Raw genomic sequence first — 24,868 nt, forward strand, 5'->3', positions numbered from 1 at the left:
AAAGTAAGTGGAAGCGATGCAACCCACCAATTCACGGGCCGCAAGACACTCTATGGAGCCAATTCCATTGCTTGGCAGACGCCCAAGGAAGTTCCATCATACCCCCCCACAGCAACGAGTTTCATACCAGGCTGAAAGCTCTTGTTCCTTGCCTTTTCACTACCTAGCGAACCTGAAAAAAAGCACTTCACAACGCCACCGCCACTCGGCGATTTCAATGTTACATAAGCGTGACCGTACTCACTCACTTCTGCCTTCTCGATGATCCCGCTTACGATGATGTACTTATCTTTGTACTTGCTCTCCATCCCTTTCTTGTCTGCGGCCACTTCGCGGGCTAGCTGCTCAGCAGTGAATTTGTCGGGCATTGCCCCTTTCACATCAATGATTTCCCAATGCACGAGTTCATTGATCCGCGCACGGAGTCGAACGGTCTGTCCGGGAAACACCTTTTTCCACGGTTCTTTTTCTGTTGTCGGAACAATGAGCGGCAGGCGATCGGGAGTCGTTTCCAAAGCGAGATAGACACCAACGTTTTTGACGACTCCCGTTAGATCGACGATTTTGCCCACGTTCTTATCGAATGGCGCGCTAGGTTTACCCGCATCCTCGGACTGCTTGGCCCATTCTTCGGCCGTGATGACAACGTCCGGTTTCACTTTCGCGAGTGACTCGGGTGCATTCGTCGGCTCTGGCTTCTTGGTGTCCAGATCGCCGCCCGCGGCTTTCGCGGCGCGACGCAAGTCATCCGTTGTGATATCCCCGTTCTTTTTCTCCACTTTGGGCGGATCGGCTAACTTTGGATTGTCTTCTATCTTCGGCACTTCGTCCTTCTTGCCGCAGCCCGCAAGTACAACCGTGAACAAAATCAGAATGGCGATCCGTTGCCAGTGGTTTACGGCGAACATGGGCAACTTCTCCAGTTGATGCGGGCATTCCCGATCCCAACCGCGAATGGGGAACCGTATTATAGTGAATGACGGCATTCCCATTCCGAGGGCCGCATGGACTTGCCGGACGATGAGCACCTCCAGTGGGCACACACCGAGCTCGGTGAGCCGGATGCGTTCTTCCGCATCAGCCGGGCGCGGTTCCTGACCAAACTCTTGTTCGGCGTCCTCCTGCTCCTGTACGGGCTCGTGGCCAACTATTTGTGGTGGGTTCACGGCCCTGCCACGTTCGGGCACTTCGAGCTACTGCTACTGGTCTTTTTGCCGCTCTCGGGGGCAACGCTGCTGTTGCACATGTACCGCAACCGCGGGCTGTACGTCCTCATTTACCCCACGGGCCTGTTGCGTTTACGGCGCGGCGAGGTGGACTCGTTTCCGTGGGCCGAGATCGCCCACATTCAACTGAAGGTGCAGCGCGCGACCGGGGCGGAAATCACCCACGGCACCGACGGCACCCCGACCGCGTGCTGGATTCCGGTCGATGTGCCCACGTTCAAGTTGTGGGACGCCGGGCTAACAGTGCTGCGCGAGGACGGCGTGGAAGCGCACTTCGGCTCGGCCCTGACGGACTACGACCAGCTCGCGGAGCAGGTCCAAACGCGCACGTTCACCGCGCTCTGGCCCCGGGTCCGCGAGCAGTTCTTCGCCGGCGAGCGCCTGGCGTTCGGCGAACTCGAAGTCGGCTTCGCGGGGCTGCGGCACAACGGCAAACTGCTCCCGTGGCGCGAGCTGAAGGAACTCGTCATCGCGCAGGGCAAGCTCTCCATCAAGCAGACCGGCAAGTGGCTCCCGTGGGTGCTCATCGACATGGCCAGCGTGCCGAACCCGCACGTGCTGTTCGCGCTCGTCGGGGAGGTCCAGCACACGTTCTCCCCGCCACGAAGAGAACCGAAACCGGACCGCGCGGGGCAACAGGACAAAGAGTGAACCCCTCCTCACCGGAGTCAATCATGTCGCGCCTTGTCCTCGCACTCGCATTCGCGCTTGCACCCACGCTGCTCCGTGCGGCCGATGAGCCGGATCGTGCGGCCCTGCGCAAGAAAATGGAACGCGCAATGGGGCCGCTCCCCGACGCGGATCGCAAGGTTCCGCTCGACCCGAAAGTTGTCAGCGAAGAAAAGCTCGACGGCTACGTGCGGCTGAAGATCACGTTCGCGGTGGAGAAGGGCGATCGCGTCCCCGCGTGGTTACTGGTCCCGAACACGGCCACACGCGACAAAAAAGCCCCCGCGATGCTCTGCTTGCACCAGACGATCTCGATCGGGAAGGACGAACCCATTGGGTTGGGCAAACAGGACAGCAAGGCTCAGGCACTGCACCTCGTGAAGCGCGGGTTCGTATGTCTTGCCCCCGATTACCCGAGCTTCGGCGACTACAAGTACGACTTCCAGGAGGCGTTCAAGCGCGGCGACTACCAGTCGGGCACGATGAAGGCCGTCTGGAACAACATGCGCGCGGTGGACTACCTACAATCGTTACCGGAAGTGGACGGCGAGCGCATCGGGGTGATCGGGCACTCGCTCGGCGGGCACAACTCCATGTTCACCGCCGCGTTCGACGAGCGGCTGAAGGTGATCGTTTCGAGTTGCGGATTTTGCAGCTTCGCGAAGTATTACAAAGGCAACCTGAAGGGCTGGACGAGCGAGCGGTACATGCCGCTCATCGCGCGGGAGTTCGGTAACGATCCGAAGAAAATGCCGTTCGACTTCTCGGACGTGGTGACCAGCTTCGCGCCGCGTGCGTTCCTCGCGGTCGCGCCAGAAAAGGACGATAACTTTGAAGTGAGTGGCGTGCGAGACGTGATTGCCGCCGCGGAGCCCGCGTACAAGGCGCTCAAAGCAGCGAACAAGTTAAAAGCGCTCTACCCGGACGCGGGACACGACTTCCCCGCTGACGCGCGCAAGACCGCGTATGAGTTCATTGAGGCGGAGTTGAAGAAGTGATTACGATCGAGCTATTACGGCGAACGGCCGGCGTGAGCCGGCCGGTGAAGCATCCTGTTTGGTAGCGCTATCCAGATTCACCAGCCGGCTCACGCCGGCCGTTCGCCCAGTCGGTTTACGGCAGCGGAACGGTCTTCAGGTCGTGCAGCGTCCCGTTCTTGACGAGCAGCAGCGCGTGGCCGTCGTCGAGCTTGTCGAGCTGCATCACGTCCGTGAGTTCCTTGATGCTCTCGTACTTGAGGCCGGCCGTGTCGCCCGCCGGGCGCGCGGTGATCGCTTCGGCCTTGTCCACGCCCTCCGTCGGAACCTTCATCACCCCGCGGGCGGAGTTTGCCATCAGGATGTAGTCCTTGCCACCCTTCGTGTAAACGATCATGTCGAGCGGGCGGTTGCGGTTCCCGAGCTCCGCGATCGTGGTGCCGTTCACCTTCGCGCCGGCCTTCAGATCGGAAACGGGGATCTTGACGAGCGGGGTGCAGGTGTACGCGGCCAGGATGTTGTCGTCCTGCCCGATCTTGTACGCGACGAACGTGCGGATCGGGGCGTTCGTTTCCAACTTGCCGTGCGCCCCGTGGAAGATCTTGATCCCGGCGCCCTTGTCGGCGTCCTTGAACGGGAACGGGATCACGCGGAGCGTGCTGGCGAATTCCTCGTTCGACAGCCCGGCCACGATCACCTTGCCGTCCACGAATCCCAACTGAGTGATAACGAGCGGGGCGTCCTTGGCAGCGGTCGCCGGGTTGGGGAGCGTTACCTTAGAGAAAGCCAGATCCTTGAGAGCAACGGCACTCACGGTACCATCACGGGCGATCTTAAGGAGCGCGGGCTCACCGGCCCCGGTTCCACGGGTCGCGCTGATGTACACGTTGCCCGACGCCGGGTTCACCTTCAGGTCCGTGATCTTCACGTCCTTCTCGGTCACGCCCAGCGCGGACGCGATTTTCGCGTCGATCTTCTCGACGTTCAGCGGCTTATCGCCGGCTGGCTTGGTGTCTCCGGTGTCAAACGCGAAGACCGCGGCGCCGGCGGAATCGCCAACGAACAGCAGCCCCTTCGGGCCGAACGCCAGAGCGGTGACCGACTTCACGTCCGGGGTGCCCTTGGTCAGGCCGTCGTCGGCCCGCCCCACGGCGGCCGACGCCAAAACCAGCGCGGTCACGAGCAGCTTGGTGCGCATGACAGTCCTCGATTGGAGTGCCCCGCCGAGTTGCATTCAGCGGAGCCAAAATTGGGGAGGCGAACCGGGGCTAATCGTCGGCCCCGTGAGAGTGTATCATCCGGCGCGGTGATGAAGATGCAAGGAGAAAGGTGGGGGGCGTTTCGCGTTTTGGCCTACTCCATCAAATGCCTTCTCATCGTTCGTTCACAATCGCGACCACGATACAATATGGAACCCGACTGACTGAACGCGCTTTGGAGAGTGCCGCTCCGAGGGTGACAATGGAGGCGAGAGCAGCGGGGATGTTGGCGAATGTTAGTCGCCCGTGCTGGTTCTCCGAACGTGCTTGGATGCAAATTGTCTTGAAAACAAGCTTTATAGTGCGATTTCCGTTCGGCGCACACTCCTAAAGGCCCAAATTGTTAGCAGATGTTAGTGTCGCGCGATGTCCTAATGGATGGCAATTCGATCGTGATGTCTATTCACAAGGCACAAAGATAAACACGAATGTCGAGCACGCTTGACGCACTGTATGCGGCCATCGTCGACAACCCATCCGACCGCACCGTGCGGCTGGTGTTCGCGGACGCGCTCGACGAGAGCGGTGAGCCGGGTGACGCAACTCGGGCGGAATTCATCCGCGCGCAGGTCACCCTCGAAGGAACGCCTGACGACGATCCCCGCCGCCCCGCGCTGGTGGCCCAGTGCCAGGGTTTGTTCGCGGCGCACTGGATCGAGTGGTGGCGCCCGGTGTGTGTGGCACTCGGGTTACCGGAACCGTATGTGCCCAGCCCGAAGCTCCGCGCGCGGCTCAAGCGCTTCGTTGGCAGCGACAAGCGTGTGACGGGTGAACCGTACATCGCGAACCCCGAAGCGTACTCGATTCGCTCCGACGAACACGAGTTCACCGCGCAGTTTTACGCCGGCTTCCCGGAGATGCTCGCGATCCACAGGTTCACCATCGACACGCTCACCGGACAGTTCGGCCTGTGGTTCGACCAGGCCCCGTTCTGCCGGTTGCGCGTCACAAACGAACTGAGCGAGTTCGAGTGGAACAGTTTGGACGGCCCGCACCTCGCGAAGGTCACCGAACTGGTGCTTGATCGACTCACCGCGGACATCGCGGACCTTTTGTTTCGCGCGCCCCTGAACGGATTGACTTCACTCAAGGTGATGCCGCTCGGGTCACCGAGCATCGTTCGCGGACTGGTCCACAAGCCAGTATGGGCCGGGCTGCGATCCCTGACGCTGAGCGGAATCAGCACGCCCGATTCGTTGTGCGAGGTGGCGGAATCCTGCACCCTGGAGCATCTCGAAGAGCTGGTGTTCGGGGTCCACGAGGTCGAGGAGTCACAACCGCTCGGCGGCCTCTGGAGCGTTCTCGGTAACGCCATCGCGGGGATTCTCGCGCAGATGGCTCACATGTACCCGCGCCCGACCGGACCGATCCGCGGACCGGACTACTGGCCCGCGTTCGTGGCTCTTTCGCGCTCGCCGGTGCTCCCGCGATTGCGCCGGCTGCGGGTACTCGACGCGGACCCGAACTGGGTCGCGCGCGTGGCCGAAATGCTCGTGAACGCGGGCCAGCAAGCACCTGGTGCCGAGCCGTTCCTGTCCGACGAGTGCGTACACGCGGTAGCCGACGCCCTCGACCCGGATAAGCTGGAAAGGCTGGAACTGCCGGCAACGCGGATCAGCACCGCGTGCCGCGACGAGCTGACCCGTCGGTTCGGCCCGCGCGTGGTTCTGGCGTGACACTCACTTCAGGAGACCCGTCAAATGCGTCTGATGACCATCTGCGCCCTGGCCGCCGCGTTCACGATCGCCCCGTTCGCCACGGGCGAGGACAAGAAGCTCGAGCGCCCGAAGCTCGACGCCAAGGAATGGAAGAAGACGAAGTCCGGCCTGGAAATCTGGGACGTGAAGGAAGGCAAAGGCGATGCGGTGAAGGAGGGCGCCACGGTCGTCATCCATTACACCGGCTGGCTCACCGACGACGACGCGACGAAGTTCGACAGCAGCGTGGACCGCGGCGAGAAGGCCGAGTTCCCGCTGGACAACCTCATCAAGGGCTGGCAGGAAGGCATCCCGGGCATGAAGCCGGGCGGCGTGCGCCGGCTCAAGATCCCCGCGGACCTGGCTTACGGCCCGAAGGGGCGCGGGAAGATCCCCGGCGGCGCGACGCTGGTGTTCGAGATCGAGCTGTTCGAGTCGAAGTAACGAGAACTGCTTGCGGATCGAAGGCCGAGCGTATTGAGTCTTCGATCCGCTGCTGAGATACTGGATCGATCCGAAGTCACATGGGTTTCGCGTTACCACTTCGAGGGACCACCAATGCGTCCGGTGACGATCTGCACACTGGCTGCCGCGCTTGTACTTGCGCCGTTCGTCACAGCGGCGCCGGTGCCGAAACACCTGATGCCGAAGCTCGACGCGAAGGAGTGGAAGAAGACGAAATCCGGCCTGGAAATCTGGGACGTGAAAGAGGGTAAGGGCGAGGAAGTGAAACCCGGTGCGACCGTGGTGGTTCACTACACTGGTTGGCTTACTGACGAGAAGAACACGAAATTCGATAGTAGCCTGGACCGCGGCGAGAAAGCCGAGTTCCCGCTGGGCAGCCTTGTCAAGGGTTGGCAGGAGGGCGTTCCGGGTATGAAACCGGGCGGTGTTCGCCGGCTCAAGGTTCCGGCCGAACTCGGATACGGTGCCCGTGGCACTGGACCGATTCCGCCGAACGCGACACTGGTGTTCGAGATCGAATTGTTCGAGTCAAAGTAGCGGTGGTTTGCGCAATCTTTGCGGCCGAGTGCCCATGAACCTTCTTGGCCCGCCGACCGGTCTGATGTAAAAAGATGAAAGGCGTTGAGACACCACTTCCCTTACTGGCCCTCGGTTTTGGTGTCGGCGTGGACTTGTGAGGTGAGGTTTGGGGTGGCGCCCCGCGACCGATTTCCAGAACCACTCAGAATGGCTCGAAAATGAGCGCTCTGCGCCCGTAGCTCAACTGGATAGAGCATCCGCCTTCTAAATGATATTTGACATTTCTTTACATTCCCATCAAATCGCAGAATATGCTTCATTTTCCAGCGTTTGAGACGCCTTCTTGCTGACCTGTGATAACCTCGAATAACCCCAAATTGTAGATCCCACCGGGTGTAGTACACCTGCTCCAAAAATTCTTGAGGCACGCGCCAAATTCGGTGCCCTAAAACGCTGTTCGACCGCGAACCGGTCCCAACTCGTTTGGAGCGGCGTCCGGCCCGCCGTTGCACGCTAATGCGATCTGGTGGGGTTCGTGGTAAGACGGCTCCGAAGGGAAAGAAAAGGCAGCAAAGGCACCCCTAAAACCAAGAGCGGACTGACATTGCCTATCGATTGCGATCGTAACCATCGGCAATGGCTATTGATCGGCCGGGGAGCATTTTATTCAACTTGAACAAATTCGGGTCTGTTCTGGGAGCGGTCTTCTCGTCTTCTTCCTCTCGGGGCCGTCTTCGGAAGCGACTCGGTGCGGACTTGGCACCGGGACCACGATCGGTCACGCCGGGAGTGGTTCCAGGGGGCGACCAGTGACCGAAGCGGAATTCGGGGGCGTGTGCCGACCCGATGGCACTCCTTCGATACTTAGGTGCCGACCGAATGGACCGAAAATATCACCTCTATCTCGTCGCCGGGTGCCGGAAAATCAGCCATCTGTTCTACGATCTTCGTAGCCTCGAAGCTGTCGAGATCACTGAGCGTTACGCCGATAGTCAGGCGGGTAGCGAGGACTTAGAGCGGGCTATGTGGATCGCCGAGTCGCCAACGTTCGGCGTGGGAGCGCGAGCCGAATCGGTCCTCACTGGTGGAGCGCCTGTAGCTAACGGAGTTACCGCTGCCCGACTATTGACGGCTACCGAGTTAGCTTACCTCACGACTCTGCTTGCGGAACTCAACTGCAGGCAATTTGAACGGGTGGAGCGTCAGGTCAGAGATATAGACATCGAGTGGCCGGACCGGCGGTTGGGCGCGCTCGTCGGATCGACCGGGAAAACGGACTCGTTCATCGAAACGCCCTCGGGTTGAGAAAACCAACCCCGAAGGTAACTCACTCGTCAATGACGTGATGCGCCGGGCGCGTACCAAGGGGTTTCGATAAACTTTGAGAAGTGGCGATCGTGAAGCCGTCGCCGTTAGAGGGGCGCGAACTGTCGGCCTCTGAAACTCACACGAGGTCCTGTTCGCGTGGGTAACGTTGGATAGCAGTTGCCGATCCATTAGAATTAGTACAGGCAGGTTAGCTACAGATCAACGCGGTATGCCATACGGCACAGGGATAAGATAGTAGCTTCAACGAGGACGAAGTGCAGTCGCGAGTAATACGGCGCAGTCGTAAATGTGTTGCTGATCCGCCTTGGGTCCATTGCTTCGAACAATTCCGTGATCTGCGCTTGCGCCACCTCCAGTGGGGCCTGAGCCAGCGCGCCCACATACATTGTGGCTAAATTTGTGTAATCAAGCGACTGCAAATCGGAACCATTTTGGTTGAGCAGATTGTTCCGCGCCTCGTTCAGGATTGGCAAGGCTTGGTCCTTCATACCAAACCTCATCCAGCCTGCGGCGAGGCTCAGTAATGTCTGCAACACTCGATTCCACGATCGAGGCTCATGTGCGTACTTCTTCCGGAGTTTCTCCAGCTTTGCTCCCTCCAATACCTTGACCTGCAACTGCGTCAGGAACTGCTTAGCCTCGTCCATTAGGCCGAGTCTTTGAAGACTTCGAAATAGTTGGCCCGCACCTTCGCAAATCAACTTGAAACGCGACTCCGCCTTGCTGCTGTGGACGAGGTCGGCAAAATGCGTAACCAGTTTCTTAGCGATCTTGTCATAGCCGAAGTGAGCTGCCACAAAAAGAGACCGGGTCAGCAGTTGGCCTTCAGCCCTCCAAGGTGATACTTTCCATTCTCTGTATTCTGCTGACCAATCAAAAGGCCTGCCTTCGACAACGTATTCGAGCATTTCGGCGGCGAAATCAGCGCTCACTCGTAGAGTTAGCGGGATTGTGTGGCGCAATATCCAGGACTGCTCATCCTTAGTTGACTTCTCGCCACTCGCACCCTCTCGGTACAAACGACGGATTCGATCGGCCAGCGTCTGCGCATCGTGCATAGCGGATAGCTCGCGGAATACCTCTCTTAGCTTAATTGCGCGATTGTAATATTCTTGACTTGAGTCGATTCTTTCATGTGGTTCCAAGACCATCGACACTTCAAACATCCGGTCGATGGCGTACACAATAGTCTTATACGGATTGTTGATCCCCTCATTTCTGCTTTTGACAGCGATTATCTCCCTTGCCTTCGTCACCTCCGGTGACATCGGCCCAGCATGTGTCCCCCCAATGATCGCCTGCTCGATTCGGTACTTGAATGCCATGAATAAAATTTTTCGCACCTCCGTCTTTATAATCGCTGATTCATTGATCATCGAGACCGGGGTATCTAGCGACATCCAAACATCTTCGAGTAATTTTTTCGCCTGTGTCGATTCGCCGAGTTTCCCCAGCGCGAACGAGAACAACAGATCGACATAAGCGAGGTTCTGCTTTATGTGCTCATGCTCCTGCACTTTGGCCGACTTCTCGACCCACTCGCGAACTGTTTGATGCAAGTCGAGTATCCCCGTTACAACCTTCGGCAAGGCACGAGGATCAAGAGGACCGGATTCCATGCCGAGTAACATCTGCTCTTCAAAATGAGACTCCTCTCCCGCAGTGAGCGAGTCACACCGCGAAGATGGCTCTCTCAATGAATCACCGGCTTCGAACGGCAGTTGTCGTGCCCATTCCTCACAGAGTTCGCGGAGGATATCTCCGGATAGTTGAGTGAGTGATTCACTCCAGCGTCCAACTGAGTCGTTTCCTCTCACTACCCCGCTCAACCTCGAGTGACGGTGGAGGTTCGCTTTAATCGTGTCTGCGGTGCGCTTGACGAGTTCACGCCCTTCGGTTGACGAGAGTTCGTTCCCTAGACCGTCTCGAACGCCAGCGCGGAAAGTGTAAACATCGGGCGAAAGTGGGGTCAACAAATTACCCAACCATACTTCGGCGACATGTTCCATGCTGAGTCGGTTCCCAGCTTCATCGCCGACAGCAGCGAGTAATCGGAGGACCTGCAGATTGACTCGGTTCGTGGATGTGAGTAACGCCGCAAGACGGCGGGCTTGTGGAGAGGCCGCCCGCCGGAAGTGACTAAGAACGTCTCGATCCGCAATGCCGGAGTTAAGTTGCCCCCTACCAGACGTGCTGTTCACGAACACCCGTCCCGCGACACTAACCTTTCTGCGCCCAACAATCAGGAGCGACAGGTTCCGCAACCCTTCCTGACTGAGCGGGACAACTGGGATCAGAGGCTCGTCTCGCCGGTTTTGTTCACCCTGACAGTGAATGTCCCGCATCAACTCGTGGATGTCACCTAGCGACCGCAGGACGACCTCGGGGAGGGGCCCTAGGGCAGTACGTGACCACAACCGGGGCGGCAGCACCTGGACGATCGCGACTCTCCCGCGCCGCGACCACTCGGCCAACATCTTTCCAATTCCCGCGCTGTGCCATGCTGCCGACACGGCATCGGTGACGACTAGCACCACGTTCCGATACGAAGATCTGATCAACCCCAAACCTTCGTTGGAACCAGGGTTCCCTTTCTGAGAATTCGACACGGAAGAGGTGAACCGGACAACTGGAGCAGCCCCTCCACTTTCTAACGTCCCGACCCGCACCTGCCGGAATCCTCGCAGGCGCTCGAGCTCTTGCAGAAGCTCAGCTTGCGTGTGTGCCCAGACAGCCATCGAAGGTCCGATATCGAGAACGACCGAAAGATCTACACCACGTACTGAGTCTGGCGTGTAGACGGGATCGAGGAACTGTTCCTCTGAGAACCTCCGCGCCGTCGCGTCGATGTTGAGAATATTCCGGGCGCGTGACGGTTGGCGAGCCATCAACGCGCGAAGCGCGTGAGCCAACTTTGGTATGTCTGGCGCCGGTGTTGGGAGCGGGATTCGCAGAGATGTGCCACCGATCTTTGACTCGCTTCGTGGCAGGTAGACGGGGGCGCGTTCCTCCATCGGGACTGCACTCTCGCCGACCGACGTTCGGACAGGCGCGACGGAATCGTCCGGTCTTGGCGGCGAATCTGCTTGCTCGGCAGCTGAGGGGGCACGAATTTCCTGCTCTTCCGGAACACGCACCTCACACATCCGTGCGGCGAGCCACACCGCGTCGGCCACGTCTTCAGCGGTGTATTCGACATTCATTCCGTCAAGCAGTTTGCATTGCTCAACGACGCCGTTCAGCGTGTTACTGGTGGCCGGCTTACTCACTGGTGAGTCCTTTGAAGAGCAATTCGCGCAAACTGACTCGTTGCTCGGCATCGGGTATTCGCGCCACGGTCAACAGATGCACGGCGTTCATCAGTTGGTCGTTTGCCAATTCTCGGTTCTGACTCAGCGATTTCAGGAATTCATTGATCAATTCCTTGGCCTCTGAGTTGCACTGCCTGAAGTGGGCGTGGATAATTGCCGTCAAGTGCTCCAGCGTTGGATCAGGGAGTTTGACGCGAAGGCAGCGCCGGAAGAATGCGGGAGGGAAATCCCGTTCGCCGTTACTTGTCATGATCACGATCGGGAAGCTCGTACACCTCACCACCCCGCCCTCAATTGGAACGCGACTCCGGGATGAACCACGTGGAGGCGGATCTGCGGTTTCCACTACCTCACTTGCCAGCCGATCGGCGAGGCGCACGAGTTCTGGGATCTCGAATTCGCCCCGCTCAAAGACGTGGAGCAGGTCATTCGGCAGGTCGATGTCGCTCTTGTCGATCTCGTCGATCAGCAACACCCGCGGGTTCCCCGCCGCCTTTTTGGGGTGGCCATAGAGAGCTGTTCCGAGTGCATTGAGTCGGATATATTCACCGATTGGTTTGTGAGCCTCCCCTTTCTTCAGCGGGAGTTGTGCATCCCGCAACCGGGCGATCGCGTCGTAGGTGTAAAGTCCTTCGGTCAGGGTCGAGCGGGAGTTGATCGGCCAAGTGAGTACCTCTCCGAGTCGTAGGTCATCCGCAATCGCTCGAGCCAGAGACGATTTGCCCGATCCTGGTCGCCCTGTGACCAACAGCGGTCGTCGAAGCAGGATGGCAGCATTCACGACTTCGGCGACTTTATCGTCGCAATGGTATTGCGAATCGAAAGCTGGCAGAGATTCCGAGAAGTCCCGCCAGGGTGGCACGGAAGAACTCAGCCGTTTCAGCCGTTCTCTGTGGTCTCCCGAACCACGGAAGACGTACCACGGCGGGGGTGCGGTGGGCTGGTCAGTCGGCGTCGTCATTTGGGGCTACCTGTCGGAGACTGGAAACGGAAGAGCGGGTTCCTGTCGACGGGGATCCGGTTTGGGTTATCGAACAACATCACCAATTCACGCCAGATTATAGAGTCAGTAGAGTGTCGTCGTGCCCAAAGTGCCGAGGGCAACTCGACCCAAGGAGTTGTGCTGAAGATCGAGGTGAGTTCAGCGCGAATGACTCGCAGATCACCCCGTCGTGGCCACACGAGCAGTGGCACACCGGCAGCGATCACTTCCTCAATTCGTCGAGGCGTCGCTTCACTGGCGGTAGGAAAAATTACCCCAGCGATGTCAATCGCTGCGTTCACCACCTTCAGGGCTGCTTCCCATCGGCTTCGCTCGGGCAGCCAGATAATCGTCTCGCCGGCTCTCTCGGACGGTTCGGCGACATGGTGTATTGTGCCGTTTTTTGTGGCATGCTTCCAGCGCTCTTCGAGTCGATTTCGGAGGTCATATCTCGCGATGCGATGGACGCAACGGACAGTGATTGGATGCTCGTCGACGAGCGCCGAATTGAAGTCGATATCACGGAGCTCGCGAGGAACGACAAGTTCAATGTTAAACTGAGTGTGACCAAGTAACCTCGTGGTAGCTTCTCGAAAGGTCGGAAGACAATCGGCGATCTGTCCCTTCAGGAGGTATTCAGGTACCGTATAGGGAAGTGGCGCCCCGAGGTTGTCGCCGGCATGAAAGGCCCATGCCCTCATGAGGTACGCCACCGCAGCGGGGTCGGGTCGGCTAATCGAAACAGTTAGCCAAGCATCGAACTTTGGCAGTTTGTCGACATTCTTTGTTGGCCTCGTCAACTTGGTTGCTATTTCAGACGTTTCCCCTCTTACCTGTTGCCCGCCCGATGCACTCTTTTTCCCTCCCGGCGAGAGAAGGAGGTCGTCGCAAAACTCAACGACATCAGATACTCCCGCGCGATCCTGACGGATCGCGCGGAGAAGGTCTGGTATCCGCTCCCGTGCCTCAAGCCACTCGATCATGTCGAACGCAACGGATTTCAAATTGCGACCTTCAAGGGCCACCATCCCGCGCAGCTGCTCATTCAGTTCGACGCGCACGAGCTCAATAACGTCTTCCAGTGTGAAGTGTTTAGCAATGCAATCACGCAGCAAGCCAATCTGACGTCCAGTCAGAATACCCATAGCAGGAATTCCGATGAGTGAGTCTGGGGACGCTCTCGGCTGTTCGAGTTCCCCCAGCGGCCTGAGAATCACATTAGTTTGAAAAGGCCCGACAGGTGCGTGCGGAGTGCCTGTGAGACCGCCGGGGACTGCCACATAGCATCTAACACGGCCTTGATCTCGGCCCGCGACGGGTTATCGGAGATCGGGTCCGCGCCGCCAGCCAGTTCCTGTAACCGTTGCGACTGGAGGAATAGTTGCAGCGCCTCCACCTCGAACATCAACTCCCGGCCGCGTGGCATCGATTCGAGGACGTTAAGGAGCCTCAGCCACGGAAACGAGACCGAATCCGGCGCGGTCTTCGGGAGGTCGGTGCGGAACGGCTGGTCGAGCGCCGCCGTCGCTTTCAGTACCCCTCGGCCGTAGAACTTATCGACTTCGCCAAACGAGCGGTCAGCGGACGAGAACAATGCGTGCCGGACGGCCTCGACCCGCTGCCATGTGGCTACTCCAGGAGGAGCCGGGTTAGCCTGGATCCACAGGGCCGCGGCGGCCGCGGCCTGCGGGGTCGCAGACGACGTGCCGCCCCCGAACCCAATCGCCCCCTGGCACCCCATGATCGCCCACGGTGTGTTCGGGGTGTACGCCGCTATCGCCGTGTTCATTTTCGCCGGCGGGCCAAAGCACCCCTGCATGTTGCTATGCAAACCCGATTTGTGGTACGGTGTCCCGTCGGCCGTCACCCCACACACCGCAACCACTCGGCCGAACCGGGCTGGCCAAATGATCGACGCGGGGGGCGACAGACCGAAACGGTTCCCGGCCGCCGCGAAGATCGCAACCCCCGCCTCATACGCCTCGTTCACCGCCGTCGCCCATGCCCGGGCCGGCACCCCACCCATGCTGATCGACACCACCTGGCACTTCAACTGCGTAGCGTACCGGATCCCGGCAGCCATCGCGTTCGACGATATATGGATCACCGAGTTGGCGATGCGGACGGGCACGACTTCGGCGAACGGCGCGCCACCGACGAAATCGTCGAACCCGGCGTCCGGGATTTGGACCCGCCCGCCGGCGAGGAGGGCGAGGGTCGCGGTCCCGTGTCCGGGCTGGTTGCCGGGAAAGTGTCGGCCGGGGTCGGTCGCGTCCCCTTCGTCCCCGTCGGCGAAGTTCCGCTGCAGTTCGGTTAGCAGGTTTATCGGGCGGGTAATGTGGTGCGGGTCGTACCCAGTGTCCAGAATGCCGACCCGCACCCGCCGCCCGTCGCCGGGGTCCCCGACCCGGTCGCGGGCGGCCTTCAACAGGGAGTGTTCTTTGTCCAGGTGCCACCCATGAGCGGGCACGCCGACCGGCCAGAAAAAGTTAGGGCTTCGGTCCTCACACGGGGATGAGCGGAGCGACTCTAACCCGCCGCCCTCTGGCCGCGGGAACGGGAACGCCTGGACGAAGTCCGGCTCCGCGTACATCGCTCCCAGGGATTCCAGCCCGAGGGCCGACGGGGCTAGGACCGCATGGTGCGCCTGGTCCCACGGGTGGATGGACCCGCCCGACAAGGGGGCGACCGCAGACCATGCCGTCGGTATCGACGAGGTGAGGGATTCAAGATCGGGAGATGCGGACGGTGACGGACGCTCGATCAGCAGCCAGCGCGAGGCAACGAAGGACATGATTACCCCTAGACGGGAAAGGAGATCTCGGTCGGAGTTGTTTGAAGTCGGCTCACCGTATTCCGCGTCGTGCAGTGACTGAGGTTGCTTAACGAAATTGAGAGACCGAAGCGAGCACTGATCCAGACCGGAAATCTCCCCGACTTTTCGGCGGACCACTACTGGATTAACGGCCCCGCGCCTGTAAACGGGCACTAATTAGGTCGGACAAGTTTTCACAGGAATCCGCAAAGCGACGCGGTTTTGCTGCGCTTCGTTGGTGCGGTGTGCATCATTCCCGTGAAGACTTGTCCCGCCGACTCGGGCCGCTCGATTAATGCACACTCGTCGGGATCGCGATTCGGAACGCCCTCGAAACACTGCATAAGACGGACTGTTGTTACCGTGGGGTGAGTCAGAGCGTATGACACGTTTGGGGGAGTTGCCACGACAATCCGTCTGTTTTTCATCATCGGGTGAGAAGGATCGGCAAAAGCGCTCTCCAACTAGGCGGACCCACGGTTTCGCACCGAGGGGCTTGATTCAGTCGCCGGTGTGTGGACAATCCACACCTCAGTTACCCCGACAACGGACAGTGCAGAATCGTCTTTGGAGCATCTTCATGCCCCGGCGCGGACTGACCGGCAAACAGTTTGGTGAACTCCTAAGCGCACTTCAGAGTGCGTTCCCGAACACAGATGATCTGCGAACGCCCCTGATGGTGAACCTCGAGGTGAACCTGAACGACATCGTCACAACCATGCCGCGGACACAACAACTGCGGCAGGTAGTAGAGTGGGCAGAGTCCCGGAGTCAGGTGAAGGAATTGATCACCGCTCTCCGCGATCCGAACTTCGGGAACGACACCAACCTCGCCCTGAAAGCCTTCGCCATGTCTATCGGGGCTGACTCCGGTATCGAGAAGTTGCTTGAGAAATTAATCTCCCGAAATCAGTTCCCGTTCAAGGACCCGGCGGAGTGGCGGGCTGCAATGGTGCGGGCCGAGTCGGTCATTTGCAGGATCGAGAACCCAGAGAGCGAACCAATCGGCACGGGGTTCCTGCTGGGGCCCGACTTGGTGCTGACGAACAAACACGTCATGCTCGAAGCACTCGACGCCGGCCCGGCGCAGGGCATCCGCTGTAGGTTCGGGTACCATATTTGCGAAAACAACACTACGGACGACGGGACATCGCACGCCCTCGCTAACCCGTGGGAAGTCGCGTCAAGCGAGGTCGCGAACCTCGACTACTCGCTCGTTCGCCTCGCGATTAGAACCGGTGACGAACCGATTGGTAGTTTCAAGGATGCACCGATCCGCCGGTGGCTGTCGACCGACGCGAACCGGCCCGTCGATAATCAGGCGCTGTTCATCCTCCAGCATCCAAAGGGAGGCACACTGAAAGTGGCCGGAGGGACGCTGAAGTCGAGCGAGAAGACGGGGTGGCTGAATTATGAGGTCGATACCGAGAAAGGGTCGTCCGGGTCGCCGGTTCTCGATAGTGGCTGGCAACTCATTGCATTGCATTCGAGGGCAGGGCACGAGGCGGTCAACCGCGGTGTCTCGATTCGAGCGATCCGCGATGACCTCAAGCCCGAGGTTCTGGCACTCCTCAATCCTCGGCCAGGTCAGTGAGCGCGCGTCCCCATACACGGCAAGTGCCACGGTCACTTTGTTACTTTTCTCCAGAACGCTCTTTTTATTCTGCGTCGTCGTTCAACTTCGGCAGCGTGGTCCCGTTGCTGGAACCAGGCCCGTTTGCACACCGTTTCCGCCAACCCGGAGGCTACGGAGAGAACGTCCTCTCGGTGCGCGAGTCGCGGGCGCGTTCGGCCAAGTGCCGGCGCTCTTACTGTTTCGTGTTCGCGCGTCCGACATGATCAGCATCGCCTCGATCTGAACGTCCGTGAGAGGGCGAGTGCCCCCAAACGCGGCTAGGGATTTCTCGACATCGGCCCGCTCACCCCGAATGGCTTTGAGGTTGGCGGCCACTTTGTTACAGATGGCCAGTGCTTCCTTGTACCCTGGGTCGTCCGTTAGTTACGGTAGCGCGACAGAGGCAGGAACCGACCGGGTGCCGTTATTATTTTCCAGACCACGCATGCGAAACTCCGAACAGGGGAGGGGCAAAATTAAGATTGCCTCGAAGGAAAGAAGAGAGAAAATCGCCCCCCAGAAAAGACCAGGTGAGAGCGTACAACTTGTACGGGCCAGCCTCAGAACGGCCGTACAACTTGTACGGATTCAGCGGAGCAAGCGAACGTCCGCGATCCGATCGAGATCGCTCACTGGCTTCTTGTTGGTCACGTCCTCGGTCTGCCCCTCGATCTTCGCCTTTGTGACGCGGTGCCGATCGACGGGCGTCAGGCCGAGCATTGCCGCAAGGCTTTTCACCTGCGCCAGTGAATCTCGCATGAGGCGGTACCACTTCGAGTGCTGCACACCCTCCGCGCTCTCGCCCCGTTTGGGCTTCTTGAAACACCCCTCATCCCTGACGTGTTCGGCCGCCTCGGTATAGAAGGCCTCGAACTGACAGTAAGCCGCGAAGATGTAGCGATCCAATTCGGTCACGATGCCCTGCGAGGTCACGAGCGGGTAGAGCCGGTCCCAGACCACGCGGCCCCGATCAGTTAGTGCCGTGGGCGGGTCGGGGGCGAGGGGCGGGGGCGTAATGGGGTCGGTCGGCAGTTCACTGTGCCGGTCCTTGCGGTACGTCCCGCGCGCGAGGTGCTGTGAGGGCGGGATTCTGTTGTTGCCGCCGCGTGGCATGACTGATCCTCCTGTAAAAGTGAAAATCAGGTCTGTTGAAACAAAAACCGTCTGTCCGGTGGCAAAAAATTCACGAAGGACGCTCGGTAGGTCTCCAGCCGCGCGGCCCTATCAAAATAACCCCCCTGCCCGGTGTCCTGCCCCGGGTGCGGTGACGGCGGGCCGCCGTTGCTTTGGTCTTTTCTGGGAGCAGTTTTTCTTCTCTTCCTCCTCGAGGCTGTCTTCTCTTTGGGCCTCAGTCCGGAAGTAGCGGCATTGGTGGGTTGTCGAAGAGCCTCCCTCCACCCTCCACTCTCTCCCCAGTCTCCCTTCTCTCCCCAGACTCCCCACTCTGGATTCCCCTTGTTTTTCCAGTGTGGGGAGAGGGGGGAGAGAAGGGAGACTGGGGGGTAAAGGGAGTAAAGGGAGCCGAAGACGATTCGGGCTGAGAGTTCCACTCATCCGGGTCTCCGAACCCCGACCACCATACACCGCGAAAACAGCTTCGGTTAGAACTTACCAATCCTTGATCCTTCAGCTTCACCTTTGCCTCCTTTAAATTGTCAAATGTGAAGCCTGCTTTCTTTGCAGCGGCCTCAATCTCTTTGGAAGGGCGCGCGCGTGCCCTTAGCAACCCGCACAGCCATTCGGCGCACTTCTCGACCCTGCTCTTGTCGTTCCGCTTCCCAACGGCCCCCGTCACTTCGTTCGGGTCGTTCGTTACCCCGTCCTCCCAGCGCTGCCGAAACATCTGTTTGGCGAGTTCGGTCGTCTCGTTGGGGTCCAGGTCCGGCCATACGGCCGTAAGCATCTCGCGGGCCTCGTCCGGCTCGATCGCTTCCATTCGGAAAGCAAGCCCATGCGTCCCGGCCGGGAGCACGTTCGCCTTGATCGGCATCATTAGTTTTCGGTCCGGGTCTTCTGGATCGGGCGCGATTAGGTACGCGAACCGGACCGCGTTTACATACCCCACCGACCCGCCCACGCGCTGAACGGCCGAGACGCTCGCCGACTTGTTCAGATGCTTGACCAGGAGGACTGTAGCGCCGGTATCGTTCGCGGTCCCGTTCAGCGGGTCCAGGATGGTGCGGAGTTCGGCGTCCTTATGCTCATTAATCCCGCTCCGGCCGATGTACGCGCCGGCCGGGTCGATCGAGACCAATTTGATTTCGGGGTCCGACTTCAAGAGTCGTTCCAGTTCCCGGTAATGTCCCAAGTGAAAATCGAGTGTTTGTCCGTCACTCTTCAGTTTCACCCCCTTGACCCGCAGGACGCGAGTCAGGTCTGCACCGAGCGCGGCGAGTCGCGGGATTATGGTCCGCTCCCAATCGTCCTCGCAACTCACGAGCAGGGCCTTCCCCTTTACCGGGTCAGGGTATTTCAAACCGAACGCGCACCGCCCGGTCGTGACCGCCGCGGCGAGTTCGAGTGTGGTCATCGACTTTCCGTGCCCCCCGTCGCCCGCGAGCAACCCTACCAACCCGGCGGGTATGCGCCCGGGAACGAGCCACCTCAGCGGTTTGGGGCGCAACCCTTCGAGGGACTCGACAATGAGCTTCGGCTCGTCCCTCGTGGACCCGATCGCGTGCCCGTTCGTGCTTGGGTTAGGCCCGACCATGTTCCTTGCCGTTACCCGATCGCGACCGGGCCTTTCATTCGCAGGAATCGCTCGATTTTGTTCAACGTGAATAAAATCGGGTCGGTTAGAAGAACTCGATCGTTCGCCCCAGTGCCTTCCGACGGCGCTTCACTGCGACTCGTTTCGGGCTCGTCGCATGTGCGGCGAGGAACGTTTCGAGCGCATCACGGGTGACGCGCCAGCGCGGACGCCGGGAACCGAGTCCGACGTTGCTCGCGGTGAGGCGGCCCGCGTGAATGAGGGCGAGAAGGGCCGCTACCGATATGCCGAGCCACTCGGCCGCTTGGCTTACGGTAAGTGGTGCGGGATCATGCACTGTGCCGCACCTTCCTATCCGCGGCGCGCCTCAGCGGAACCGTGGTCAGGTCGGAGCCGAATTGGACAACCACACCCATCACACTAAGGCGACGGATCATTAGTCGTTCGAGCACGCTGTCGCCACTACGCCGCGCGGCAAAGAGCGTGGCGAGCAGCACAGTCGGGCTGTCGTGAAGCGGTGGGGTCGGTGACACGGTAAAGGCCCGCACGGATCGGGCGTCACAGTTGCGCCCTTACCCATGTCGCCCGTTCACAAAAAAAAGTGATGGAATGCTAGAATTACTAGGGAAAAATCGTGGTTTAGCGTTCATGAACGGCTGTCATCGTTCGTGAACTACGTCCCTTGTTGCCGCGTCTCTCATCTCTCTGATCCTGTGCCTGCTCTTGCTCCAGTTTCTTCAGCTCGTTTTGCGCGGCGATCTCGGCGGGGTCCGCAGCGGCTCGGTTTGGAACAGTAGCAGTCACCTTATCCGGTAACTGCCGTGGCTCGCGGCGTGTGTCGCGGAGCGAGTTACGCTTCTTATTAAATACTTTCCATGCCGCGGTGTTGAAAACACCTCCTTGCGACACACCGGTTGCCTTCGACACTTCCCTGATCGCTACTTCGTCGGGGCGGCCTTTGGCGTGCTGCTTGAGATAGTCGCTTACAAGTTCTTCTGCCTCATCCTTTGGTATTCTCCGCTTCTTCGCTTTGGGAACGCCTGGGGTCGAGACGGGTGCAAGATCCGCGCTCTTTACATTTGTTCTCGTTTCAGGTGATGCGGCGCCCGAGCTATTCGCCTCGTTATTTGCCTCTTGGTGAGGCTCACTTGCGGCCCCTACCTCTCCGATGGCTCGCATAGGCGGGGCGAAGAATTTCTGAACCCGAATCAACGTACCAATGATCGTGGGCAAACACGTTAGGCTACGGCAAGCTATTTTGGAGTTATGGCTTCTGATATGTTCCAGAACTTCAAACAGTGGCTCACCAAAACGGTGGGGATCGGCGCAACCAGAGTCGCGTGCCAGCCGAAGCAAGCGCCCGCCCGCCAGCAACGTTTCTAAACTGCAAACTCGATTCTTCGACGCCGCGATATCGCGCAGTTTTTGCGTGTGGCGAACTTCTTGGTCAGCTTCGTTTAGTGGGAGCGATTCGAGCCGTTCTTGAAAGCGAATGTCACGGTCGGTAGCGATATTGTACAAATCAGTAAGTTGAGAACATGCTGATGTGATGTATTCGTAGTCGGACATGTGATGTGCCTCTTGTTGAATCGGTTGGCCGGGCGGATGCGCGATCACAAGAGGAGAACCGCACACCCGCCCGGCCCGCGGATAGCTACTCCCGCGGCCGATCGAATGAATTATTGCTTGTCTGTCCGTCGTGAGCAATCTCAGACGGAGGCCAGAGCCACGCGCGAACGTGATCGGTGATGGCTCTCAACCGATCGTCCCCGATGCGCTCGCGGTACAAACTGGCCATGTCGTCACGCGCGTGGCCCATGATGTGGTCGATCGCGGGCTGATCCTTCGCGCCGTCGGCCACGGTGCGGAACGTATGCCGCAGGGCGTAGAAGCCGACGCCGGGACGTTTCAGTTCTGACGCCACGAGTAACTTCCCGAACTCCAGTTGCACCGCGTCAACGGTCGTCGCCGGTTTGTCCCCGCGGTCCCGTGTTCTCACCCAGCGAGCCCCGTACTTGGTGACGAACATCAATCCCGCATCGGCCGCGCTCTTGGCTTTGGGGCGCTCGGGGATGACCTCGCGGAGCGCCGCAATCGTTTCGGGCCAGAGTGGGCACCGGCGCATGACCTCGGTTTTCGGACGCGGGTAATCGATCCACCCGCCCTTAAAGTCAATGGCTTTGAGCGGTAGGTTCGCAACGTCGGTCTGCCCGTACCCGCAGTTGATCGCGAGAAGGATCATGGCCCTCATCGGTTGTGCTGCCGCGCCGAGTAACGTCCTCAGTTCGTCGGCTTCGATCATTTTGGGACCGGCCTCGTGGCGCGCCTTCCGCATGGCCTTCTTCGACGGCTTCTTGAACAGTGTTCCGAACCGAACCGGCTTTTCGATGAGCCCCTCGTCCCATGCGTACTTGAAAAGCGTCCGCACGCGCTGGACCTCACCCGACAGGGCATGCGCCCCGCGCGTCTTCGACAGGGTCGCGCGGAGCTTCTCGAAATCCTCGCTGGTGAGGTCGAGTACGAGTCGGGTCTTTCCGAACGCGCCGACGAGGTTTTCGCAAGTGAGGAAGTAGTGCGCCCAAGTGCGCGGCGACAGTTCACCCGAATCGAGAAGGGTCTTCTTGGACGTGAGGAAGCGGTTCGCGAGGTCGCGGACCGTGAGACCGTCGTTGGACGCGCGAGGGGTGCGCCCGGCTTGCAGGTCGTCGCGCTGGTCGAGGTACTTGGACAGAGCCGCATCGGGATCGGTGCCGAAGTAGTGCAGCTTGCCGCGAACCTTCTTGGCCCACTGACCGGTCTGGTGTAAGAAGAGGGGGAAGTCGGGGTAGGGCTTCTTCGGTTTGGGCTTCTTCTTCACGGCGGCCCTCGGTTTTGGTGACGGTTCGGGCTTGTCGGGTGTAGCTTCGGGTGTAGTGTCATGATAACGGTTTCGGGAGATCGGTTAAAAAAGGCTCGAAAATGAGCGCTCTGCGCCCGTAGCTCAACTGGATAGAGCATCCGCCTTCTAAGCGGAAGCGTGTGGGTTCGATTCCCACCGGGCGTACTTTTCTGTAGCACCTCCGGTCAGTGCTGCCTGTCGTGCCGTAAGCCCTCTCGGACTCAAATTTCGGGTAGGTGCCGTCGATGAGATGAAGGCGCTCTACTTCCCGATGCAAAAGCGCGAAAAGATGCGATCGAGCAAATCGTTGGTATATACCGCACCCGTCATCTCACCGAGCGGTTCGATTGCGCCACGCAGCGCGAGTGCGAGTAGTTCCGGTGCGTTGTTGCTTGCAGCCAGCGCGCGGGCTTCGCGCAGGTGCTCGAGGCACGCGAGGACGTGGTGCCGGCACCGACTTTGGCTCGGCGCCAGGGCCGGGCGCGTGAGTGACGTAACTGTGTCACTCAGTGCCGTGCGGAGGTCGTCGAGGCCATTGGGAGCGAGCGCGGATGCACTGATGTGACTTCCTTTCGCGGGTTGCTCAGTTCGCAAGTCGCTTTTCGTTCGCACCTTCAGGACGGTGGCGCCGACCGCGAGCAATCGCGATTCGTCCGCGGTGCTGAAAGTGCCGTGTTCGTCGCACCAAACGATGACGTCCGCGCGCGTCGTTTGCTCGCTCCCGAGTCGCTGTGCCTGTTCTTCGATCGTGTCGGATGAGCCTTGCCAGCCCGCGGTGTCGATCAACTCGATTGTTATGCCCGTAAGGGTGACTGACTTCGTGAGGTAGTCGCGTGTGGTTCCTGGAGTCGGGCTGACGAGGGCGGCCCCGCCCGCAAGTGCGTTGAATAGGCTGCTCTTTCCCGCGTTCGGTAGCCCCACGAGCGCCACGCGAACCGGGCGCCCGGATACGGTTCGGTCGTCGAGTTGCTTCCGCACCATTTCGAGCTGGTCGATCGCACTTTGAACGCGGGTGAGTATTTCCGCTCTTCCAACGAATTCAATGTCTTCGTCCGCGAAGTCGAGTGCAGCTTCGATGTCAGCAAGCAGGTTCAGCAGGTCGTCGCGGAGCATGTTGAGGGGTTGCGACACGCCCCCGGCGAGCTGCGCGAGGGCCGCGGTCAGGTCCGCGTCGGTACCGGCCTCGATTACGGCTTGCACCGCTTCCGCTTGTGGCAGATCCTTCTTGCCCGCGAGGAACGCTCGCATTGTGAACTCGCCCGGGCGCGCCGGCCGCGCGCCGGCTGCCAGTAGGTCCGCAACGAGGCGCTCGACGAGGGGCAGGGAGCCAATCGTGTGCAGTTCCGCGAGGTCTTGCCCGGTGTACGACTTGGGGCCGGCAAAGAAGTACAGTGACGCGGGAAGCGGTGAATGCACGCCGCTGAGCCGAAGGGAGCCGGAAATGATGCGGCGGAGAGAGGAGCCTGCCCTCCTTCCTAAAGGAGTGAGGTGGCTGGCCGAACCTACCCCCCCCGCCCCCCTCCCTGAAGGGAAGGGGGAGAAAGAATTGTCGGCAAACGTTGTCTCAAGCACTGCGGGCTCGCGCGCCAGCTCCCCCTTCCCTTCAGGGAGGGGGGACGGGGGGGTAGGTTCCCCCGCCGCGAACACCGCCTCAATTACCGTGCGCGTATTCGGCCCGCTGACGCGAACGATCGCGCGTGCAGCGAACCCGTTCGCCGACGATACGGCTACGATGGTGTCTTCTGGGTGAGGCGCAGTAGTCGCAGTAAGGCTCATTAGCCCAACAACGGAGAGAGAAGCATGAAAATTGCCACAACCAACACAGAGAGGCCGCCAATACCCACCAAGAAGAGCGGCCAGATCGAAAGCAAGATCGCGGCGCGAAGATTCCACCTTCCGCGCGGACTCAGTTCGCCGGGTCCAGTAGACGCTCGCCGGATCATCCGAAGAGCGAATAGCGCAACGAGCGGCATGAGATTCCCGATCACGGCCGCTTGAAACGCCAACCGCGCATCCTTTTCGCGGGCAACAGAGTCCGCAGTTGGATTGGCAGCAGATGCTGGCTCGGCCGCATCAGCGGCGTCTTCCGCAAGTGTCGCTTCGGCTTGCACCGCCAAGTCCGCTTCGTCAACGGGTTCGTGGGTTCCGAACGTTTCGTCCAACACCTTTACGGCCTGCGGCTCATCTTCTTCGCGCACGACCAACCGGATACCGATCGGCAGCATTACCTGCCCAAATAGTGACGAGGCTTGTTCATTGTCGAGGTGCATTTGAATGCCGGCCGCTTCCAGAGCACCTTTCGCGGTGTGGGCATCTATCAACTCATCGAACGTCGCGATCGTGACGAGGCGTCCCGCCATTGTGTGTCCCCTGTTCTTCTCGTTTCGCTTCGTACACCGACAATAGCCGAACGATC

At 59.8% G+C, this 24,868-nt stretch carries 20 protein-coding genes and 1 tRNA gene; 8 read left to right on the forward strand and 13 right to left on the reverse strand.

Annotated features, from left to right (window positions below; genetic code table 11):
* Nucleotides 1-50: 50 nt before the first annotated feature.
* Nucleotides 51-908, reverse strand: coding sequence for an OB-fold protein (locus tag J8F10_RS25890; RefSeq protein WP_210658909.1), 858 nt, complete (start codon nucleotides 906-908; stop codon nucleotides 51-53).
* Between the two features lie 96 nt (nucleotides 909-1,004).
* Here J8F10_RS25890 and J8F10_RS25895 point away from each other — a divergent pair, with 96 nt between their 5' ends.
* Nucleotides 1,005-1,877, forward strand: a complete 873-nt coding sequence (locus J8F10_RS25895) for a DUF6585 family protein (RefSeq protein WP_210658911.1) — start codon at nucleotides 1,005-1,007, stop codon at nucleotides 1,875-1,877.
* A gap of 23 nt (nucleotides 1,878-1,900) precedes the next feature.
* Nucleotides 1,901-2,893, forward strand: coding sequence for an alpha/beta hydrolase family protein (locus J8F10_RS25900; RefSeq protein WP_210658913.1), 993 nt, complete (start codon nucleotides 1,901-1,903; stop codon nucleotides 2,891-2,893).
* A gap of 115 nt (nucleotides 2,894-3,008) precedes the next feature.
* Here the strand turns inward: J8F10_RS25900 and J8F10_RS25905 are convergent, their stop codons facing one another.
* Complete coding sequence (locus tag J8F10_RS25905) at nucleotides 3,009-4,070, reverse strand: hypothetical protein (RefSeq protein ID WP_210658915.1); 1,062 nt, start codon at nucleotides 4,068-4,070, stop codon at nucleotides 3,009-3,011.
* A 489-nt stretch (nucleotides 4,071-4,559) separates the two neighbouring features.
* Here J8F10_RS25905 and J8F10_RS25910 point away from each other — a divergent pair, with 489 nt between their 5' ends.
* From J8F10_RS25910 to J8F10_RS25925, 4 genes are all read left to right on the forward strand, one after another.
* A complete protein-coding gene (locus tag J8F10_RS25910; RefSeq protein WP_210658917.1) occupies nucleotides 4,560-5,807 on the forward strand; it encodes a TIGR02996 domain-containing protein in 1,248 nt (415 codons plus the stop codon).
* A gap of 33 nt (nucleotides 5,808-5,840) precedes the next feature.
* Nucleotides 5,841-6,272 carry an FKBP-type peptidyl-prolyl cis-trans isomerase gene (locus J8F10_RS25915; RefSeq protein ID WP_390891152.1) on the forward strand — a complete coding sequence of 144 codons (432 nt, stop codon included), beginning with the start codon at nucleotides 5,841-5,843 and terminating at the stop codon, nucleotides 6,270-6,272.
* 198 nt (nucleotides 6,273-6,470) lie between these two features.
* Complete coding sequence (locus J8F10_RS25920) at nucleotides 6,471-6,830, forward strand: FKBP-type peptidyl-prolyl cis-trans isomerase (RefSeq protein WP_390891153.1); 360 nt, start codon at nucleotides 6,471-6,473, stop codon at nucleotides 6,828-6,830.
* A gap of 861 nt (nucleotides 6,831-7,691) precedes the next feature.
* On the forward strand, nucleotides 7,692-8,117 hold the full coding sequence (locus tag J8F10_RS25925; protein WP_210658922.1) for a hypothetical protein: 426 nt from the start codon (nucleotides 7,692-7,694) through the stop codon (nucleotides 8,115-8,117).
* A gap of 215 nt (nucleotides 8,118-8,332) precedes the next feature.
* On the opposite strand, the gene J8F10_RS25930 is transcribed toward J8F10_RS25925, so the two are convergent.
* The 4 genes from J8F10_RS25930 to J8F10_RS25945 all read right to left on the reverse strand — a co-directional run bounded on the left by J8F10_RS25930 (nucleotide 8,333) and on the right by J8F10_RS25945 (nucleotide 15,228).
* Nucleotides 8,333-11,410 (reverse strand): SAV_2336 N-terminal domain-related protein, encoded by a 3,078-nt coding sequence (locus J8F10_RS25930; protein ID WP_210658924.1) that lies wholly within the window; start codon nucleotides 11,408-11,410, stop codon nucleotides 8,333-8,335.
* Entirely contained in the window at nucleotides 11,403-12,314 is a 912-nt protein-coding gene (locus J8F10_RS25935; RefSeq protein WP_210658926.1) for an AAA family ATPase, read from the reverse strand. The genes J8F10_RS25930 and J8F10_RS25935 overlap by 8 nt, the downstream gene beginning before the upstream one ends.
* 95 nt (nucleotides 12,315-12,409) lie before the next feature.
* Nucleotides 12,410-13,579 (reverse strand): VMAP-C domain-containing protein, encoded by a 1,170-nt coding sequence (locus J8F10_RS25940; protein WP_210658929.1) that lies wholly within the window; start codon nucleotides 13,577-13,579, stop codon nucleotides 12,410-12,412.
* 68 nt (nucleotides 13,580-13,647) lie between these two features.
* Entirely contained in the window at nucleotides 13,648-15,228 is a 1,581-nt protein-coding gene (locus J8F10_RS25945; RefSeq protein WP_210658931.1) for a S8/S53 family peptidase, read from the reverse strand.
* A gap of 601 nt (nucleotides 15,229-15,829) precedes the next feature.
* On the opposite strand from J8F10_RS25945, the gene J8F10_RS25950 reads away from it, so the two are divergent.
* The gene (locus J8F10_RS25950) at nucleotides 15,830-16,843 is read left to right on the forward strand and encodes a trypsin-like peptidase domain-containing protein (RefSeq protein WP_246524471.1); all 1,014 of its coding nucleotides are present in this window, start codon (nucleotides 15,830-15,832) and stop codon (nucleotides 16,841-16,843) included.
* Between the two features lie 609 nt (nucleotides 16,844-17,452).
* On the opposite strand, the gene J8F10_RS25955 is transcribed toward J8F10_RS25950, so the two are convergent.
* From J8F10_RS25955 to J8F10_RS40405, 5 genes are all read right to left on the reverse strand, one after another.
* Complete coding sequence (locus J8F10_RS25955) at nucleotides 17,453-17,977, reverse strand: phage terminase small subunit P27 family (RefSeq protein WP_210658935.1); 525 nt, start codon at nucleotides 17,975-17,977, stop codon at nucleotides 17,453-17,455.
* A gap of 235 nt (nucleotides 17,978-18,212) precedes the next feature.
* Nucleotides 18,213-19,574: an AAA family ATPase gene (locus J8F10_RS25960; RefSeq protein WP_210658937.1), complete on the reverse strand. Its 1,362-nt coding sequence runs from the start codon at nucleotides 19,572-19,574 to the stop codon at nucleotides 18,213-18,215.
* 85 nt (nucleotides 19,575-19,659) lie between these two features.
* Nucleotides 19,660-19,911: a helix-turn-helix domain-containing protein gene (locus J8F10_RS40950; RefSeq protein WP_210658940.1), complete on the reverse strand. Its 252-nt coding sequence runs from the start codon at nucleotides 19,909-19,911 to the stop codon at nucleotides 19,660-19,662.
* A gap of 302 nt (nucleotides 19,912-20,213) precedes the next feature.
* Nucleotides 20,214-21,143: a hypothetical protein gene (locus J8F10_RS25970; RefSeq protein WP_210658942.1), complete on the reverse strand. Its 930-nt coding sequence runs from the start codon at nucleotides 21,141-21,143 to the stop codon at nucleotides 20,214-20,216.
* A gap of 85 nt (nucleotides 21,144-21,228) precedes the next feature.
* Entirely contained in the window at nucleotides 21,229-22,431 is a 1,203-nt protein-coding gene (locus tag J8F10_RS40405) for a tyrosine-type recombinase/integrase (protein ID WP_210658945.1), read from the reverse strand.
* 112 nt (nucleotides 22,432-22,543) lie between these two features.
* Between J8F10_RS40405 and J8F10_RS25980 the strand changes: the two genes are divergently transcribed.
* Nucleotides 22,544-22,617, forward strand: a tRNA-Arg gene (locus J8F10_RS25980).
* 96 nt (nucleotides 22,618-22,713) lie between these two features.
* Here J8F10_RS25980 and J8F10_RS25985 read toward each other — a convergent pair.
* Complete coding sequence (locus tag J8F10_RS25985; RefSeq protein WP_210658947.1) at nucleotides 22,714-23,868, reverse strand: tRNA modification GTPase; 1,155 nt, start codon at nucleotides 23,866-23,868, stop codon at nucleotides 22,714-22,716.
* A gap of 359 nt (nucleotides 23,869-24,227) precedes the next feature.
* Nucleotides 24,228-24,812 carry a putative signal transducing protein gene (locus tag J8F10_RS25990; RefSeq protein ID WP_210658949.1) on the reverse strand — a complete coding sequence of 195 codons (585 nt, stop codon included), beginning with the start codon at nucleotides 24,810-24,812 and terminating at the stop codon, nucleotides 24,228-24,230.
* Nucleotides 24,813-24,868: the final 56 nt, after the last annotated feature.

This window comes from Gemmata palustris (assembly GCF_017939745.1).
Classification (GTDB): domain Bacteria; phylum Planctomycetota; class Planctomycetia; order Gemmatales; family Gemmataceae; genus Gemmata; species Gemmata palustris.

Bases quoted from the DNA above. Each gene is read 5' to 3' on its own strand.
- J8F10_RS25890 (WP_210658909.1), bottom strand. From the start codon at position 908: ATGTTCGCCGTAAACCACTGGCAACGGATCGCCATTCTGATTTTGTTC.
- J8F10_RS25895 (WP_210658911.1), top strand. From the start codon at position 1,005: ATGGACTTGCCGGACGATGAGCACCTCCAGTGGGCACACACCGAGCTC.
- J8F10_RS25900 (WP_210658913.1), top strand. From the start codon at position 1,901: ATGTCGCGCCTTGTCCTCGCACTCGCATTCGCGCTTGCACCCACGCTG.
- J8F10_RS25905 (WP_210658915.1), bottom strand. From the start codon at position 4,070: ATGCGCACCAAGCTGCTCGTGACCGCGCTGGTTTTGGCGTCGGCCGCC.
- J8F10_RS25910 (WP_210658917.1), top strand. From the start codon at position 4,560: ATGTCGAGCACGCTTGACGCACTGTATGCGGCCATCGTCGACAACCCA.
- J8F10_RS25915 (WP_390891152.1), top strand. From the start codon at position 5,841: ATGACCATCTGCGCCCTGGCCGCCGCGTTCACGATCGCCCCGTTCGCC.
- J8F10_RS25920 (WP_390891153.1), top strand. From the start codon at position 6,471: ATGCCGAAGCTCGACGCGAAGGAGTGGAAGAAGACGAAATCCGGCCTG.
- J8F10_RS25925 (WP_210658922.1), top strand. From the start codon at position 7,692: ATGGACCGAAAATATCACCTCTATCTCGTCGCCGGGTGCCGGAAAATC.
- J8F10_RS25940 (WP_210658929.1), bottom strand. From the start codon at position 13,579: ATGGGTATTCTGACTGGACGTCAGATTGGCTTGCTGCGTGATTGCATT.
- J8F10_RS25945 (WP_210658931.1), bottom strand. From the start codon at position 15,228: ATGTCCTTCGTTGCCTCGCGCTGGCTGCTGATCGAGCGTCCGTCACCG.
- J8F10_RS25950 (WP_246524471.1), top strand. From the start codon at position 15,830: ATGCCCCGGCGCGGACTGACCGGCAAACAGTTTGGTGAACTCCTAAGC.
- J8F10_RS25955 (WP_210658935.1), bottom strand. From the start codon at position 17,977: ATGCCACGCGGCGGCAACAACAGAATCCCGCCCTCACAGCACCTCGCG.
- J8F10_RS25960 (WP_210658937.1), bottom strand. From the start codon at position 19,574: ATGGTCGGGCCTAACCCAAGCACGAACGGGCACGCGATCGGGTCCACG.
- J8F10_RS25970 (WP_210658942.1), bottom strand. From the start codon at position 21,143: ATGTCCGACTACGAATACATCACATCAGCATGTTCTCAACTTACTGAT.
- J8F10_RS25990 (WP_210658949.1), bottom strand. From the start codon at position 24,812: ATGGCGGGACGCCTCGTCACGATCGCGACGTTCGATGAGTTGATAGAT.